Below are 15,760 nucleotides of genomic sequence, written 5' to 3' on the forward strand. Positions count from 1 at the left end.
ATTCGCTATTCGCTTCTAGGCCACTTCGTGTCCCGCCATCCGCTCTAGCGCCCTGACCAGCGCCGAGTGATCCTCCTTCGCCCCGCCGTTGGCGGCGCAGGAATTGAACAGTTGCTGCGTGGTCGAGGTGTTGGGGAGCGCAACGCCGAGCGCCTTGGCGCCTTCCAGCGCGAGGTTGAGGTCCTTCTGGTGCAGTTCGATGCGGAAACCGGGCGCGAAGGTGCGCTTGATCATGCGCTCGCCATGCACTTCGAGGATGCGCGAGGCGGCGAGACCGCCCATCAGGGCTTGGCGAACCTTTGCAGGATCGGCGCCGGCCTTTGATGCAAAGACCAGGGCTTCGCCGACCGCCTCGATGGTGAGCGCCACGACGATCTGGTTGGCGACCTTGGTGGTCTGGCCGACGCCGTTCGGCCCGACCAGCGTGATGTTCTTGCCCATCTTTTCGAACACCGGCCTGGCGCGCTCGAACGCTTTGTCCTCGCCGCCGACCATGATGGTAAGCGAGGCTGCCTTGGCGCCGACCTCGCCGCCGGATACCGGCGCGTCGAGATAGTCGCAGCCGAGATCGTTGATTTTCTTGGCGAAGTCCTTGGTGGCGATCGGCGAGATCGAGCTCATGTCGATGACGAGCTTGCCTTTCGACAGAGCTGAAGCGACGCCGTTTTCGCCGAACAGCACATCCGCCACCTGCGGCGTGTCGGGCACCATGGTGATGATGATGTCGGCGGCGCTGGCCACCGCATCGTGGCCGGTGACGGTCTTCAGCCCCTTGGCCGTGAGATCGGCCGGCGGCTTCGAGCGATGGTCGCTGGCGATGATCGGATAGCCGGCGTCGAGCAGATGGCCCGCCATCGGCCCGCCCATGATGCCGAGGCCAATGAAGCCGATGGTTTCCATTTTGCGGTCTCCTGAAGGTCTTTGTCCGAATGGATCGAAGGCTGGCGCCGCCCCTCATCCGCCTGCCGGCACCTTCTCCCCGTGAAGGACGGGGAGATAAGACAAGCTCCAGCGCTGGCGACCCCTCTCCCCGTTTTTCACGGGGAGAGGGTAAGGGTGAGGGGCAGGGGCGACGCTGGTTGAGAAGCGCCTAAGCCGCCGCACTCCCCTGCCCGGCGAACTGACGGAACCAACCGAGTCCCACCTCCGTGCCGGCCTTCGGCTTGTATTCGGCACCGATCCAGCCGGGATAGCCGAGCCGGTCGATATGGTCGTAGAGGAAGGGATAGTTGATCTCGCCCGTCCCCGGCTCGTGACGGCCGGGATTGTCCGCAAGCTGGATATGCGCGATGCGGCCAAGGTTTGCCTCGATGGTACGGGCGAGATCCCCCTCCATGATCTGCATGTGATAAATGTCGTATTGCAGGAACAGGTTCTTCGAGCCGATGCGGTCGATCAGCGCCAGCGCCTGATCGGTGTAATTCAGGAAGAAGCCCGGAATGTCGCGAGTGTTGATCGGCTCGATCAGCAGCTTGATGCTGGCCTGCTCCAGCTTTTCGGCCGCGAAAGCGAGATTTTCGGCAAAGACGTTTTCCAAAGTAGTGCGATCGGCACCCTGCGGCGCGATGCCGGCGAGGCAGTTGACCTGCTCGCAGCCAACCGCGTGCGCATAAGTGATCGCCTTGGCGACGCCCTGGCGAAATTCAGGCACGCGGTCGGGCAGCACGGCAATGCCGCGCTCGCCCTTTGCCCAGTCGCCGGCCGGCAGGTTGAAGAGAACCTGCGTCAGGCCGTTCTTCTTGAGGCGAGCGGCAACAACGTCCGGCGCATGGTCGTACGGCCCGATATATTCGACGCCCTTGAAGCCGGCGCGGGCAGCGGCATCGAAACGATCTAGGAATTCGTGCTCCCCGAAGAGCATCGAAAGATTGGCTGAAAAACGCGGCATTCTTTTGCTCCTTCTTTCCGCCGGACCTCAATCGAGCATCACGATCGCCGTCGGCGCATCCTCGTGGCTTTCGGCAAGCTCCTCGAATTCGGTGATCTTGTCGATTTCGGTGCCCATGGAAATGTTGGTGACACGTTCAAGGATGAATTCGAGAACGACCGGGACCTGGTGTTCCTTCATCAGCCGCTCAGCCTCTTTGAAGGCGCCGGCGAACTCTTCCGGCTTGCGCACACGAACCGCCTTGCAGCCCATCGCCTCGGCGACCGCGACATGGTCGACGCCGTAGCCGGCCTCGGGATCGTTTGCCCGGTTGACGTTCTCGAAGGCGAGGCTCACCTCGTAGTCCATCGAGAAGCCGCGCTGCGCCTGGCGGATCAGCCCGAGATAGGCGTTGTTCACGACGACGTGGATGTAAGGCAGCTTGTGCTGCGCGCCGACCGCCAGCTCCTCGATCATGAACTGGAAGTCGTAGTCGCCGGAGAGCGCGACGATGGCGCGATCGGGATCCGCGGCGCGCACGCCGAGCGCGGCCGGCAGCGTCCAGCCGAGCGGGCCGGCCTGGCCGCAGTTGATCCAGTTGCGCGGCTTGTAGACATGCAGGAATTGCGCACCGGCGATCTGCGACAGGCCGATCGTGGTGACATAGGTGGTGTCGCGGGCAAAAGCCTTGTTCATCTCCTCATAGACGCGCTGCGGCTTCAGCGGCACCTGCTCGAAATGCGTCTTGCGCTTCATGGTTTTCTTGCGCTGCTGGCATTCCTTCGCCCAGCCCGACCAGTCGCGCAGCTTGCCGGCCGTACGCCACTCGGTGGCGACGTCGAGCAGCATCTTCAGCGCCGCGCCCGCATCCGAGACGATGCCGAGATCCGGCGCGAAGACGCGGCCGATCTGAGTGGGCTCGATGTCGACATGGATGAATTTCTTGCCCTTGGTGTAGACGTCGACCGACCCGGTGTGGCGATTGGCCCAGCGGTTGCCGATGCCAAAGACGAAGTCGGCTTCAAGCATTGTCGCGTTGCCGTAACGGTGCGAGGTCTGCAGGCCGCACATGCCGGCCATCAGCCGGTGATCGTCGGGGATCGCGCCCCAGCCCATCAACGTCGGAATGACCGGCACGCCGGTGACTTCGGCGAACTCGATCAGCAAATCGGAAGCATCGGCGTTGATGATACCGCCGCCGGCGACGATCAGCGGCTTTTGCGCCTGGTTGAGCATTGCCAAAGCCTTTTCGGCCTGGGCGCGCGTCATTGCCGGCCTGAAGGGAACCAGCGGCTCATAGGCCTCGATGTCGAATTCGATCTCGGCAAGCTGCACATCGAGCGGCAGGTCGATCAGCACCGGGCCCGGTCGCGAGGAGCGCATCAGGTGGAAAGCCTTCTGCAGCGCCATCGGCACCAGATAGGGTTCCATGACGGTGACGGCCCATTTGGCGACGGGTGCTGCGATCGAAGCGATGTCGACGGCCTGGAAATCCTCCTTGTTGAGGCGAGCGCGCGGCGCCTGCCCGGTGATGCAGAGGATGGGAATGGAATCCGCCGAGGCGGAATAGAGCCCGGTGATCATATCGGTGCCGGCCGGACCTGAGGTGCCGATGCAGAGCCCGATATTGCCGGGCTTGGCGCGGGTAAAACCTTCAGCCATGTGCGAGGCGCCCTCGACATGGCGCGCGAGAACGTGGCGGATGGTGCCGCGCGCCTTCAGCGCCGAATAGAGCGGGTTGATCGCCGCGCCCGGCACGCCGAAGGCATTGGTGATGCCTTCCTTTTCTAGAACGAGAACCGCCGCGTCGACAGCGCGCATCCTGGCCATGTTCAGCCTCCACTTCGTTGATTGGCTGAGAATGCCAGCGCGTTCCCGATTTTTCAATTTTTTCAGAATATTTTTTCATTTCTAGAAAACTGTTGTACCTGGCTGACTTCTCTGACCTTTTCCTTTTCCAGAAAATCGCCACGACGGGCTAGTGAAAAACTTTTTCATTGTGCTCCGCGCGAAATTGCGGAGAATGCGTGCATGGAAACCACGGAAAAACGCCAACGCGGCCGGCCGCGTGCCTTCAACGGCCCGCAGGAAGCGGCTTCAGTGCAGTCGCTCGACCGCGCGCTGCGCATCCTGGCGATCGTCGCAGACGCCAGCGGCTTGTCCTTGAGCGAGATCGCGGCGCGCAGCGGCATCGCCGCCTCAACGGCCTACCGCATGCTGACGACGCTGGAGAACCACGGCATGGTCGAGTTCGACTCGACCGACCAGCTCTGGTCGATCGGCGTCGAGACCTACCGCATGGGCGCCGCCTTCCTGCGCCGCCGCAAGCTGGTCGACCGCGCCCGCATCGTCATGCAGGAACTGATGGAAAAGACCGGCGAGACCGCCAATCTGGGCGTCGCCGAGGACGATTGCGTGGTTTTCGTCAGTCAGGTCGAGACGCATCAGGCGATCCGCGCCTTCTTCCGGCCGGGCACGCGTAGCTCCTTCCATGCGTCGGGCATCGGCAAGGCGGTGCTGGCGCATCTCGAGCCGGAGCGGGTCGCCGCCATCCTGCGCAAGGCCGGCCTGCAACGCTACACCGACAAGACGCTTTCCGACATCTCGGCGCTGGCTCATGATCTGGCGATCATCAAGCATCGCGGCTGGTCGGTCGACGACGAGGAACGCCATCCCGGCATGCGCTGCGTCGCCGCCGCCATCTTCAACGAGTTCGGCGAGCCGATCGGCGGTGTTTCCGTGTCCGGTCCGACGGTGCGGGTAACGCCGGAGCGCCTGGCGGAGATCGGCCCGCTGGTGCGCGAGGCCGCGGCCGAGGTGACGAAGATGATCGGCGGCGTGAAAGCCTACTGACTACGACAGCTTTTGTTTGCGCATGACCCCGGCGTCATGCGCCGGGCAGCGCGCTCTTGGCCGCTATCTCGAAGCGGGCCAGACTAAACGTATCGCTGTACACCGTCGGCTGCATAGGCCCTGCCGTCTTGCCGCGGCGTTCGAATGCATGCGAAAGGGCGTGATGCTGAAAACGGTTCAACTCTTGCTCGCCGCTTCACTGTGCGGATGCGCCACCACGACACCGGTGCCGGACTCGAACCGGCAGCGCGTCGATTCCATACCGATCTCGCTCGCCCTCGAGGAGATCATTACCGCCGGCGTCCGCCAGCACTTGAAGGATCCAGTCTCGGCGAAGTTCGGGGCGATGCTTGCCGGTGAGCGGACGTTGAATGGCCGCCAGGAGATCGTGGTTTGCGGCTTTGTCGACGACAAGCGTTCGGCCGGCGGCTCCAGGGACGGCAAAGCCTTCATTGCCAAGGTCTACCCGGATGCTGGAAACAGCTTCGAACTTGTCGCGATGAGCGGTGAATCGCCGAATGCCGGGCTTGCTGTTGCCGGCGCCTGCCGCAGCGCGGGATTGGCGATCGAGGCCAAGACCTCCTAGCACCAGGCGAAAAAGGGGCCGCGAAGCCCCCTTTCCGGTTGCGAGACGGTGGCTCTCCTCTGTTTTACGCAATTCCGGACGGAAAACCGCTATGCGCTTTTCCTGGAATTGCTCTCAGAGGCGGCAGTAATGCGGATAGCCGTCGTAGCCGATGTAGGTGTTCGAGCCCGGATCGTAGCTGGCATAGCGGGCCATGCAGCGGCGAACATGCCAGGAACCGTGGTAGCCATCCTCGACATAGACCGTCCGCGGCTGCTGAGCGAGCAGGTTGCCCAGGACGAAGCCGCCAACGCCGGCGGCGATGCCGATGCCGAGCTCGCGGCGGTGATGATGGTCGTGAGCGGCCGAAGGCTGGACGGTGCCGGCCAGCGTGCCGGCGGCGACAGAGGTGGCGATAAGGGTCGAAACGAGCGTGCGCTTGAACATGATGATCTCCTTGGTTCCTGACCGAGGCGATCCATCCGCCTCTTGATCATCTGTCGTTGCAGCGCGGAAAAGGTTCGAAGTTTTTTTGATTTTTTTGAGTGGCCGGAAGCGGCTCAAATCTTTCGGGACTGCTCCTATCTCTGATCGAGGCGACCATTCGCCTCTGGTGATCAGTTGTGGCGGAGTAGCGGCAAAAGGTTCGATGGATGGGTGAATGAGTGAATGGTCGAGAAAACGCCGCCGTTCACCATTCACCATTCACTCCCCTTTACCCCATCCCCGTCACGTGCCGCAGCCAGAAGGCCAGCACGATGAAGCCGATGATCGTAGTGACGCCCGTCCAGTCGATGTTGGCCTTCTTCAGATCGCTGACGGCCTTCATCAGGAGAAGCCAGGTCACGACGATGAGCGGTAGGATGATGACGAATCTGATCATGCGACACCCCGTTCGATGCCATTGCACCCGACAGAGATGTAGGAAGCGGCGCGCCGCTTTTCAGCATGCCGACTAAGCCAAGCGGTCCATTAGCAACCCAAAACGGAGTTTTGTCTTTACTGGCGCACGAAATGTGCTACCGGAGCGCCGTGCCCTTGTAGCTCAGCTGGTAGAGCAGCGGTTTTGTAAACCGAAGGTCGCGGGTTCGATCCCTGCCGGGGGCACCATCCTTCGCTCTGCCAGCTTTCGAGCATCACTATATTCTGGCAATGCGCTATTTCCGGCAGGTGCTGCCATGTCGCGAACTCTGATCGTCATTGGCCTCAGCATAGTTGCCGCTGGCCTGCTGTGGCCATGGGTAACCAGGATCGGCCTCGGCAGGTTGCCCGGTGATATCGTGATCGAGCGCGAGAATTTCAGGCTCTACTTTCCCATCACCACGGGAATTCTGATCAGTGTCGTTCTTTCGACCATTCTGTGGCTGATCAACCGTCACTGAGTAGTTCGGCCGCGGCGCTTTGCTGAAAGCCCTCTACCCGCTCGCTCTTGATCTTCTATACGCCGATCGCAGCCACCAAGATCCGGTTCTGCCGCCTTATCGCCGCGCGCAGCTCCGGGATTTCCGCCTCGTCGCGCTTCACGAACTCGATGAACATCATGTTCATGTTGTTGAAGATCAACTCGCCCACCGCCGGGCCATCGATGTCTGACCGCACCAGGCCGATCTCCTGCAGGCGGGCGATCAGCGCCCGGATCTGTTCGGTCAAGGCGCGGTCGAGCGCGGTATAGGCCTGGCCGAAAGGGCTGTCGGGCAATTGGGTCGAGATTGCCATCGCCTGCCGCCACATCTCCTTGCTCAGGTAATTCAGCGAGTGCTCGATATAGATGCCGATCAGCCTGTCGAGCGCGTCGCCGACATCGGCCGGCGGGCTGCCGACCACGCCTTGCCCGGCATTCAGCACCTCGTTGACCTCCATAGCCACGATGGCGCCGAGAATGTCACCCTTGTTCTGGTAGTAATTGTAGATCGTGCCGATCGAGACCTCTGCCTGCGCAGCTATGGCCTCGATCTTGGCGCCTTCATAGCCGGCCTCACGGAAAAGCTCCGTCGCCGCATCGATGATGCGGCGGTGCCTGTCCGCCTTCTGCCGTGCGCGCAATCCGCTCATATCGGTCTCTCTGCCATAAAATCATAATTGACTCAATTTTAGAATTGGTTCAACTTTTCCTCAACAAGCCAGCAAGGCAGGGAGAACATTCGATGACTGTCCGGAATCCGCTTTCCAGCCTGAAGTCCCGTCTCGGAGCCGCCTGCGCTGCTGTGGCACTGCTCGCCGCTGGCGGCGCTCAGGCCGCCGATCTCAACGCGCTGATCTGGTGCGACCACTCCGATCCGGCGCTGCTGCAGCCCTTCGAGGAGGCCAACAACGTCAAGGTCAACGTCAAGGAATTCGAGGGCACAGGCGCAGGACTCGCGATCGTCGATCAGTCGCAGCCGGGCGATTGGGACGTGATGGTGATCGATTCCATCGACGTACCGCGCGGTGTCGAGAAAGGCCTGTTCGAGCCGCTGCCGGAGGACAAGCTGCCTTTCGCCGACCTCTTTCCGGAAGTGAAGATGGACAAGTCCACCGTGGTCGACGGCAAGCGCTACGGCATCACCGAAAAGTTCGGCTACAACACGATCGGCTTCAACAAGACCAAGGTCGATCCGGCCGACATGCAGTCGCTGGCTTCGCTGACCAGCGACAAATACAAGGGCAAGATCGCGATTTACGACTATTACCTGCCGGTCATCGGCATGGCGGCTCTGGCGATCGGCAAGAAGACCGCCGACCTCACCGAGGCAGACCTGCCCGCTCTCAAGGCCGAGCTGCTCAAGATGAAGGCCAACGCCAAGCTGGTCGGGGAAGTCACCGCCAGCCAGACCGCGCTTGCGACCGGCGAGGTGGACGTCCTTGTCGGCGGCGGCGAGTGGGTGACTGCGGGGCTCGCCAAGGAAAACCCGGCGCTCGACTTCTCGATCCCCAAGGAAGGCGCGGTGCTGTGGTCGCAGTCGCTCGCCATGTTCAAGGATTCCAAGAACAAGGACATGGCGCTAAAATTCATTCAGTACATTCTGAGCCCGGAAGGCCAGGCGCGGCTTGCCACCTCCTCCTGCTACTGGGGCATGCCGTCCAACAAGAAGGCAGCGCTCACCGACGAGCAGAAGAAGATCCTGCGCTTCGACGAGCAGTCCGGCTTCCTCGCCCGCGCCCAGGCCTATCCGGCGCCGAACGCCGAGCTCGACAAGAAGATGCAGGACATGTGGACCGAAATGCTGCAGGCGCAGTAATCGGCCGATGAGCGTTTCCGGAGGCAGCCCGCGTGCCCTGCCCTGGGCGCTGGTCACGCCGGCGCTGGCGTGGACGCTTCTGTTCTTCGTGCTGCCCTTCGTCGCCATGGGATTGTCGAGCCTGACGGCGCATGAAGGCGGCGGCTTCACTTTGGCCAATTACAGCCAGTTCTTCACCGATCCATCCTATTGGCGGGCGATGGTGAACTCGCTGGAGGTGACCGCAATCGTCACCGTGATTTCGATCCTGCTCGCCTATCCCTTCGCCTGGATCCTCGCCGAGCAAGTACCGGAGCGCTGGCAGCGGTTGGCACTGATGCTCGCCGTACTGCCGTTCTGGACGTCTTACGTCGTACGCTCCTATTCCTGGCTGCTCGTGCTGGCGCAGAACGGCGTCATCAATCGGGCGCTCACCGGCATCGGCTTGGTCACCGGGCCGCTGCAGCTTGCGAACACTCGGCTCGCCACCGTCACCGGCTTCGTCCACTTCTTCGTCATGCTGCTGACGCTCACCATCTTCGCCAATCTGAAACAACTTAGCCCGAGCTATCGCAAGGCGGCCGCCGACCTCGGTGCCGGGCCGGTGCGGACCTTCCTGCATGTCGTGCTGCCGCTGACCCTGCCCGGTATCATGGTCGGGGCTTTCCTCACCTTCGTACTCTGCATCGGCGACTACATCACGCCGCAGATCCTCGGCGGCAACAACGAGTTGGTCATGCCGCAGCTGGTCATGATGCAGATCGGCCGGCGCGGCGATTTTCCGCTGGCCTCGGCGCTTTCGATCATCCTGATGGCCGTCGTCACCGTCGCCTATCTCGCCTGCGCCCGCTGGCTGAAGATCGAGCGGGCTTGACCATGCGTGCTGCCGTTCGCCTCGCTGCCTGGCTCTACGCGATCGCCGTCTACGGCTTCATCTTCCTGCCGGTGGTCGTGCTGATACTGTTCTCGCTGCAGGCGACCTCTTTCCCCATCCCGCCTTTCACCGGCCCGTCGCTGCGCTGGTACCAGGCGGTGCTGTCCGATGCACGCCTCACCTCCGCGCTGGTCAATTCGCTGCTGGTGGCGGTGCTGTCCTCGCTCGCATCCGTCACGCTCGGCTTCCTTTCCGCCTGGGGTTTCGCGCGCTTCGTGCTGCCGGGCTCGGCCCTGCTGCGCGGGCTGATCACGCTGCCGCTCACCGTCAGCTATCTGATCATCGGCATGGGGCTGCTGGTGCTGTTCAACTGGGCCGGCGTGCCGAAATCGCTCATCGCCGCCGGCATCGGTCATGTGGTAATCAACCTGCCGCTCTGCTTCGCCGTCATCTACAGCCAGATGGGCGACCACCAGATCAACATCGAGCGCGCCGCGCGCGACCTCGGCGCTCCCGAATGGAAGGTGCTGCTGATGATCACGGTGCCGGTCATGGCGCCGGCGATCTTCGCCGGCTTCTTCCTGTCGATGACCTTCTCCTGGGACGAGTTCGTCATCTCCTTCCTGCTCACCCGATTCGAGACGACGCTCCCGGTCGAGATCTGGAACCTCTTGCGCTCCGGCCTCAATCCCAAGACCAATGCCGTCGGCTCGCTGGTCTTTGCGGTTTCCATTGTGCTCGTGGTGCTGTTCGAATTGACCCTGCTGCGGAGAAAGCCGGCATGAGCGCCCCATTGGTCGACATCCGCAACGTCTCGCATCATTTCGGCCACCTTCGCGTTTTGAAGAACGTCTCGCTCGCGATCGAGCCCGGCAGCTACACGATCCTCCTCGGCCCGTCCGGCTCCGGCAAGACGACGCTGCTTTCGATCCTTGGCGGCTTCGTCACCCCCAGCGAAGGCAAGGTGTTCATTCGCGGCGCGGATTGCACCGCCGTGCCGCCGGCCAAGCGCCCGACGACGACCGTCTTCCAGGACTACGCGCTGTTCCCGCATATGAGCGTCGGTAAGAATGTCGGCTTCGGGCTGCGCATGCAGGGCGTCGATGGCGCGACGCGGACGGCAAAGGCACGCGAAGCGCTCGCCCTCGTCGGGCTTGCAGACTCCTTCGACAAGAAGCCGCACCAGCTCTCCGGTGGCCAGCGCCAGCGCGTGGCGTTGGCGCGTGCGCTGGTCATCGAGCCGGCGGTGCTGTTGCTCGACGAGCCGCTCGGCGCGCTGGATCTTAAGCTGCGCCGGCAGATGCAGGACGAGTTGAAAGCGATCCAGAAGCGGGTCGGCACCGCTTTCGTCCATGTCACGCACGACCAGGAAGAAGCGATGGCCCTGGCCGGCCATTGCGTGGTGATGAATGATGGGCGCATCGAGGACGAAGGACCGCCCGAGCGAGTCTATGCGCGGCCGAAGACTCGCTTCTCGGCGACCTTCATGGGCGAAAGCACGATTCTTGCCGGCAAAGCCGGCGAAACACAGGATGGACGCGTCGCAGTGGCGACCAGGCTCGGGCCGATCTCGCTGCCCGGCACGGCGCCGGCTGGCGCGGCTGTGGCGCTTGCCATCCGGCCCGAGCACCTCATCCTTGCGGGAGCGAAAGGCGACGTTGCGCTCGGCACCGCCAGAGTGAGCGACGTCGTCTTCCAAGGGAGCTTCAAGCGGGTGCTCGCTACCTCGGTGCAGGATCCTGCATTGCAGTTCATCGCCAAGGCACCAGCTCCCGCGACCGTCCAGGCCGGCGACACGGTCGCGGTTTCATGCGACGCTCAAGACATCATCCTGCTGGCGGACTGATCCAATGAGCATGCTTCCGGTCATCGAGGCTCCGGACTGGTACGAGAGCATCCGCATGAGCGACGACGTCACGCTCATCCATGAGCCATGGATAAAGCCGTTCTTCCGCTGCAACATCTGGCATGTGCGCGGCCGCGACGGCGATCTTTTGTTCGATACCGGCCTCGGCCATTTCAGCCTGCGGCGCCATGTGCCGCTGGTCACCGAACGCAAGCTTGTCTGCGTCGCCAGCCACACGCATTTCGACCACATCGGCTGCCACCACGAATTTCCGGATCGCTGCGTGCATTCGGCTGAAGCCCAGATCCTCGCCGATCCGCGCAACGAGCGGACGGTCGCCGACCGCTACGCGACTGACGATATGTTCGACGGCATGCCCGACGGATGGGATACGGCCAGCTACCGCATCCCGCCTGCGCCGGCCAACCGGCTGCTTGAGCATGGCGACGTTGTCGATCTCGGCGATCGTGCCTTCGAGGTCATCCACACGCCTGGCCACTCACCCGGCGGCATCGCGCTCTACGAGCGAAAGACCCGCATCCTCTTGTCCGGCGACATCGTCTATGACGGGCCGCTGATCGACGACGTCTACCACTCCGATATCGGCGACTATGTCGAGACGCTGCTTGCCATGCGCGACCTCGACGTCTCGGTCGTGCATGGCGGCCATTTCCCGAGCTTCGGCAAGGTGCGCTACCGCCAGTTGATCGACGAGTATCTTGCGCAGAAGCGGCAGGCGGGCTGTCACCTGCTGCAGAACCGCTAGCGCTTCAAAGCGCCCTTTGCGGACAAGGCATCCCGGCGGCGTCGCCGCAGCGGGAGGCCGTCGGATGCGGCCGCTGGCTCATCTCCTCCGAGTGGCGCACAAGCTCGGCGAACATGAGGGCGAAACTTCCCATCATCAGGAAGACTATGATCAGACGCGTCACTGGCAATAGATAGGTCTCTCGACTGGCCAGCCCCCGCCAACCCATCCACTGCCGGCTAACATGATCGATCCGGCTTTACGAGTGTTTAAGCCTGGTCTTAACCATTGCAGCCATCACATTCGTTGCATGGCTGTCACGAAGCGCGAGCGCCAACGCCTATCCGCATGGCGGGGCGCACCGCCCTTTGCAGATGCGGTCGGCGCATGCTACGCCGTCGCCTGCGCGACCGGCAGGCGGTAGCGGTCGCCGTTCGGGATCCATGAGCAAAGAAACCAGCCGTTTCGCCTTCGTCTCTTCCGACACCGACGACGCCCGCGCGGCGCTGGAAACCCTGTCGGCGCGCTATGGGCAAATACCTGTCGCCGAGGCGGAGATCATCATCGCGCTCGGCGGTGACGGCTTCCTGCTGCAGACGCTGCGCGACACGATGAGCACGGGCAAGAAGGTCTACGGGATGAACCGTGGCACCATCGGCTTCCTGATGAACGAATATCGCGCCGGCGGTCTCGATGAACGCATTTCGAAAGCGGTATCCGAGACGATCCGCCCACTGGAAATGCAGGCGGTGACTCACGAGGGCGAAACGATCTCGGCGCTGGCGATCAACGAAGTGGCGCTTTGGCGCCAATCCTATCAGACCGCGAAAATACGCATCACCGTCGACGAGCAGGTGCGGCTGGAGGAATTGAACTGCGACGGCGTCATGATCGCGACACCCGCTGGTTCGACAGCCTACAATCTGTCGGCGCACGGGCCGATCCTACCGCTCGACGCGCCGCTTTTGGCGCTGACGCCGGTGAGTCCCTTCCGGCCCCGGCGCTGGCGCGGCGCGCTGCTCTCCAACAAAGCGATCGTGCGCTTCGACATATTGGAGTCGGAAAAGCGCCCGGTGAACGCCGCCGCCGACCACACCGAGGTCAAGGCGATCGCCTCTGTCACGGTGCGGGAATCGCCGACCGCGACGGCGACGTTGCTGTTCGATCCCAATCATTCATGGAACGAGCGTATTCTTGCCGAGCAATTCCGCTATTGAGGCGGTAGAAGACAATAACCCCGATTAAGCATCGCAATTAAGGTTACGTGTTCACAATCCGCCGGATTCCCGGCCGTTTCTGTTGACAAATCGCGGACTTGCGCCTAACTGCAACCCGATCTTGCAGGCGCGCGGCGCCCGCCGCAACGCGTGTTGCGATTTTTCCCGAACCAGCCAAAGACAGCCACAACTTGTCCGCAGACACTCAGACCGCTCAAGAAGCGTTGACGTTCACAGACCTCGGCCTGTCGCCGAAGGTCCTCTCCGCAGTCACCGATGCCGGCTACACCAAGCCTACCCCGATCCAGTCCGGCGCCATTCCGCATGCGCTGCTTGGCAAGGATGTGTTGGGCATTGCCCAGACAGGCACCGGCAAGACCGCTTCCTTCGTGCTGCCGATGCTGACCCGGCTGGAAAAGGGCCGTGCGCGTGCCCGCATGCCGCGCACGCTGATCCTCGAGCCGACACGCGAGCTCGCCGCCCAGGTCGAGGAAAACTTCGTCAAATACGGCAAGAACCACAAGCTCAACATCGCGCTGCTGATCGGCGGCGTCTCCTTCGAGGAGCAGGACAAGAAGCTGGAGCGCGGCGCCGATGTGCTGATCGCCACGCCCGGCCGGCTGCTCGACCACCGCGAGCGCGGCAAGCTCTTGCTCAACGGCGTGGAGATCCTCGTCATCGACGAGGCCGACCGCATGCTCGATATGGGCTTCATCCCCGATATCGAGCGCATCTGCGAGATGATCCCGTTCACGCGACAGACCCTGTTCTTCTCGGCGACCATGCCGCCGGAAATCACCAAGCTCACCGAAAAATTCCTGCATGCGCCGGTGCGCGTCGAGGTATCCAGAGCCGCTTCCACCGCGACCAGCATCACGCAGCGCCTGGTGAAGTCAGGCTCCAAGCCGTGGGACAAGCGCGAGACGCTTCGCAATCTCATGCGGGCCGAAGAGTCCGACCTGAAGAACGCCATCATCTTCTGCAACCGCAAGGTCGAAGTGTCGGAGCTTTTCCGCTCGCTGCTGAAGCATGATTTCGACGCCGGCGCGCTGCATGGCGACATGGATCAGCGCGCCCGCATGCAAATGCTCGCCAATTTCCGCGATGGCAAGCTGCGCTACCTCGTCGCCTCGGACGTCGCAGCCCGCGGCCTCGATATTCCAGACGTCAGCCACGTCTTCAACTACGACGTGCCGATCCATGCAGAGGATTATGTCCACCGTATCGGGCGCACCGGCAGGGCCGGCCGCTCGGGAAAATCCTTCACCATCGCGACGCGCTCCGACACCAAATATGTCGACGCCATCGAAAAGCTGATTGGCACCAAGATCGAATGGCATGACGGCGACCTGTCGACGGTCGCCGAGAGCGAAGGCGAAGAAGCGCCTCGCCGTGGCCGCGGCGCGCCGGTCGCAAGGACGAGGACCGCAAAGGCCGTGGCGAGCGCAAGAAAGGCGCGGACCGCCACGCCAGGCACAGCGACGACGAGACGCCGGAGACACCACGCGAAGAGCAGCCGGTGGCCGAGATTGCCGATATTGCCGAGCGCCGCGCCCGCAAGGATGCGATCCGTTCCGAGAACGACCGCAAGGGTTCCGATAACCCCAACGAGCAGCGCGGGGCTGCGCGTCCCCAGCGCGACCACAACCGCCCTGCCCGCCACCGCCACGAAGAGGACGACGCGACCGTCGGCTTCGGCGATGACGTGCCCGCCTTCATGCGCATCGTCGCGAAGGTCTGACCTCAATACAGCGTCGGCAACAACGAGGCGGCCCCGAATGGGGCCGTTCCTCTACTGCCGGTTCGCTCGAAGGAAGCGCTTTGCCGGGATTGTCCTGCTGCCGCTTACATCGGCCCGGGCATCATCTTGGTCGGCTTCTCCAGCATCGGAAACTCGGCGTCGCTGCATTTCACCTTCGGGTTCGTCGGGCTGAACATGCCGTTCGGATTGTCCCTGAACAGCCAGGCGTGAAGATCGTAATGGACGAACTCCTTCGGGATGAGCGGATAATGCCCCTCCATCGGACCCATGAATTTCTGGCCAAATAGGCTCGGTGGTTCCTTGACATCCGGGATCAAGGGCACCAGCCATTCTACGGCGACCAGCTTCAAGCCTTTCTTGGTCGGTTCGTAAATGAGCACGTTGGGCTTCATCGGGTCGAGCTTCTGGCCGACGCTCGGAACGTTGACGAAATGGATGCCCATCGCGCCCTTCGGATACTCCATCGTGCCCGGAATCTTCTCGCCCGAGTAATAGACGCATCCGACGGTCGACAGATAGAGGTCGCGAACGGCGGCCGTGTAATCCTCATATTTGGCCAGCGATTTTTTCAGAGCTTCGATGTCGGCCTTGTTGGCGTCTTCGGCCCGGGCCGTGGCGGCTCCAACCCATGCGCCCAAGAGGCCGGTTAAAACGAGGACGCCGCAGCGCCCAAGACGAGTCGTTCTTGTCATGCATTCCTCCCAGATTCTTGAACTGGCCGTGCAAGACCGAGGCGGAAAAATGCTGATTGCGCGGCCGGTTGTACCGCCTCGTCCCCGCTGGACAGCGTCGATGCTAGTCCTTTCCAAGGCGATGGAAAGGCATCAATTAGAA

The 15,760-nt window shown here is 62.6% G+C and carries 16 protein-coding genes, 1 tRNA gene and 1 pseudogene; 11 read left to right on the forward strand and 7 right to left on the reverse strand.

Features of this window, described 5'->3' with window-relative positions:
- Positions 1-15 precede the first annotated feature (15 nt).
- From CK218_RS18705 to gcl, 3 genes are all read right to left on the reverse strand, one after another.
- Positions 16-900 carry a 2-hydroxy-3-oxopropionate reductase gene (locus CK218_RS18705; protein WP_095828502.1) on the reverse strand — a complete coding sequence of 295 codons (885 nt, stop codon included), beginning with the start codon at positions 898-900 and terminating at the stop codon, positions 16-18.
- A 190-nt stretch (positions 901-1,090) separates the two neighbouring features.
- Entirely contained in the window at positions 1,091-1,888 is a 798-nt protein-coding gene (gene otnI / locus CK218_RS18710) for a 2-oxo-tetronate isomerase (protein WP_095828503.1), read from the reverse strand.
- 27 nt (positions 1,889-1,915) lie between these two features.
- Positions 1,916-3,697 (reverse strand): glyoxylate carboligase, encoded by a 1,782-nt coding sequence (gcl, locus tag CK218_RS18715; RefSeq protein WP_095828504.1) that lies wholly within the window; start codon positions 3,695-3,697, stop codon positions 1,916-1,918.
- Positions 3,698-3,898: 201 nt separating this feature from the next.
- Between gcl and bhcR the strand changes: the two genes are divergently transcribed.
- Together bhcR and CK218_RS18725 are read left to right on the forward strand one after the other, a co-directional pair.
- Positions 3,899-4,720: an HTH-type transcriptional regulator BhcR gene (gene bhcR / locus CK218_RS18720; RefSeq protein WP_095828505.1), complete on the forward strand. Its 822-nt coding sequence runs from the start codon at positions 3,899-3,901 to the stop codon at positions 4,718-4,720.
- Between the two features lie 163 nt (positions 4,721-4,883).
- The gene (locus CK218_RS18725) at positions 4,884-5,306 is read left to right on the forward strand and encodes a hypothetical protein (protein WP_095828643.1); all 423 of its coding nucleotides are present in this window, start codon (positions 4,884-4,886) and stop codon (positions 5,304-5,306) included.
- A 114-nt stretch (positions 5,307-5,420) separates the two neighbouring features.
- On the opposite strand, the gene CK218_RS18730 is transcribed toward CK218_RS18725, so the two are convergent.
- A complete protein-coding gene (locus CK218_RS18730) occupies positions 5,421-5,732 on the reverse strand; it encodes a BA14K family protein (RefSeq protein ID WP_066989901.1) in 312 nt (103 codons plus the stop codon).
- A 268-nt stretch (positions 5,733-6,000) separates the two neighbouring features.
- Positions 6,001-6,168 carry a hypothetical protein gene (locus CK218_RS18735; protein WP_082953745.1) on the reverse strand — a complete coding sequence of 56 codons (168 nt, stop codon included), beginning with the start codon at positions 6,166-6,168 and terminating at the stop codon, positions 6,001-6,003.
- 151 nt (positions 6,169-6,319) lie between these two features.
- On the opposite strand from CK218_RS18735, the gene CK218_RS18740 reads away from it, so the two are divergent.
- Both CK218_RS18740 and CK218_RS18745 read left to right on the forward strand, forming a co-directional pair.
- Positions 6,320-6,395 (forward strand) — tRNA-Thr (locus tag CK218_RS18740).
- A 68-nt stretch (positions 6,396-6,463) separates the two neighbouring features.
- Complete coding sequence (locus tag CK218_RS18745; RefSeq protein ID WP_095828506.1) at positions 6,464-6,667, forward strand: DUF2905 domain-containing protein; 204 nt, start codon at positions 6,464-6,466, stop codon at positions 6,665-6,667.
- Positions 6,668-6,722: 55 nt separating this feature from the next.
- Here the strand turns inward: CK218_RS18745 and CK218_RS18750 are convergent, their stop codons facing one another.
- Positions 6,723-7,337 carry a TetR/AcrR family transcriptional regulator gene (locus CK218_RS18750; protein WP_095828507.1) on the reverse strand — a complete coding sequence of 205 codons (615 nt, stop codon included), beginning with the start codon at positions 7,335-7,337 and terminating at the stop codon, positions 6,723-6,725.
- Between the two features lie 92 nt (positions 7,338-7,429).
- Here CK218_RS18750 and CK218_RS18755 point away from each other — a divergent pair, with 92 nt between their 5' ends.
- The 7 genes and pseudogenes from CK218_RS18755 (at position 7,430) to CK218_RS18790 (ending at position 14,905) form a co-directional block, all read left to right on the forward strand.
- Positions 7,430-8,503, forward strand: coding sequence for a spermidine/putrescine ABC transporter substrate-binding protein (locus CK218_RS18755; protein ID WP_095828508.1), 1,074 nt, complete (start codon positions 7,430-7,432; stop codon positions 8,501-8,503).
- Positions 8,504-8,510: 7 nt separating this feature from the next.
- Entirely contained in the window at positions 8,511-9,356 is an 846-nt protein-coding gene (locus CK218_RS18760; RefSeq protein ID WP_095828509.1) for an ABC transporter permease, read from the forward strand.
- A 2-nt stretch (positions 9,357-9,358) separates the two neighbouring features.
- On the forward strand, positions 9,359-10,141 hold the full coding sequence (locus CK218_RS18765) for an ABC transporter permease (protein WP_095828510.1): 783 nt from the start codon (positions 9,359-9,361) through the stop codon (positions 10,139-10,141).
- Positions 10,138-11,202: an ABC transporter ATP-binding protein gene (locus CK218_RS18770; RefSeq protein WP_095828511.1), complete on the forward strand. Its 1,065-nt coding sequence runs from the start codon at positions 10,138-10,140 to the stop codon at positions 11,200-11,202. Before CK218_RS18765 ends, CK218_RS18770 begins: the two co-directional genes overlap by 4 nt.
- Positions 11,203-11,206: 4 nt before the next feature.
- Positions 11,207-11,968 carry an MBL fold metallo-hydrolase gene (locus CK218_RS18775; RefSeq protein WP_066989531.1) on the forward strand — a complete coding sequence of 254 codons (762 nt, stop codon included), beginning with the start codon at positions 11,207-11,209 and terminating at the stop codon, positions 11,966-11,968.
- Positions 11,969-12,390: 422 nt separating this feature from the next.
- The gene (locus CK218_RS18785) at positions 12,391-13,164 is read left to right on the forward strand and encodes an NAD kinase (RefSeq protein ID WP_067321550.1); all 774 of its coding nucleotides are present in this window, start codon (positions 12,391-12,393) and stop codon (positions 13,162-13,164) included.
- A 224-nt stretch (positions 13,165-13,388) separates the two neighbouring features.
- Positions 13,389-14,905 (forward strand): annotated as a pseudogene (locus CK218_RS18790) (DEAD/DEAH box helicase).
- Positions 14,906-15,009: 104 nt separating this feature from the next.
- Here CK218_RS18790 and CK218_RS18795 read toward each other — a convergent pair.
- Entirely contained in the window at positions 15,010-15,618 is a 609-nt protein-coding gene (locus CK218_RS18795; RefSeq protein WP_095828512.1) for a hypothetical protein, read from the reverse strand.
- Positions 15,619-15,760: the final 142 nt, after the last annotated feature.

Origin of the sequence: Mesorhizobium sp. WSM3879 (assembly GCF_002294915.1) — a bacterium.
Taxonomy (GTDB): Bacteria; Pseudomonadota; Alphaproteobacteria; order Rhizobiales; family Rhizobiaceae; genus Mesorhizobium.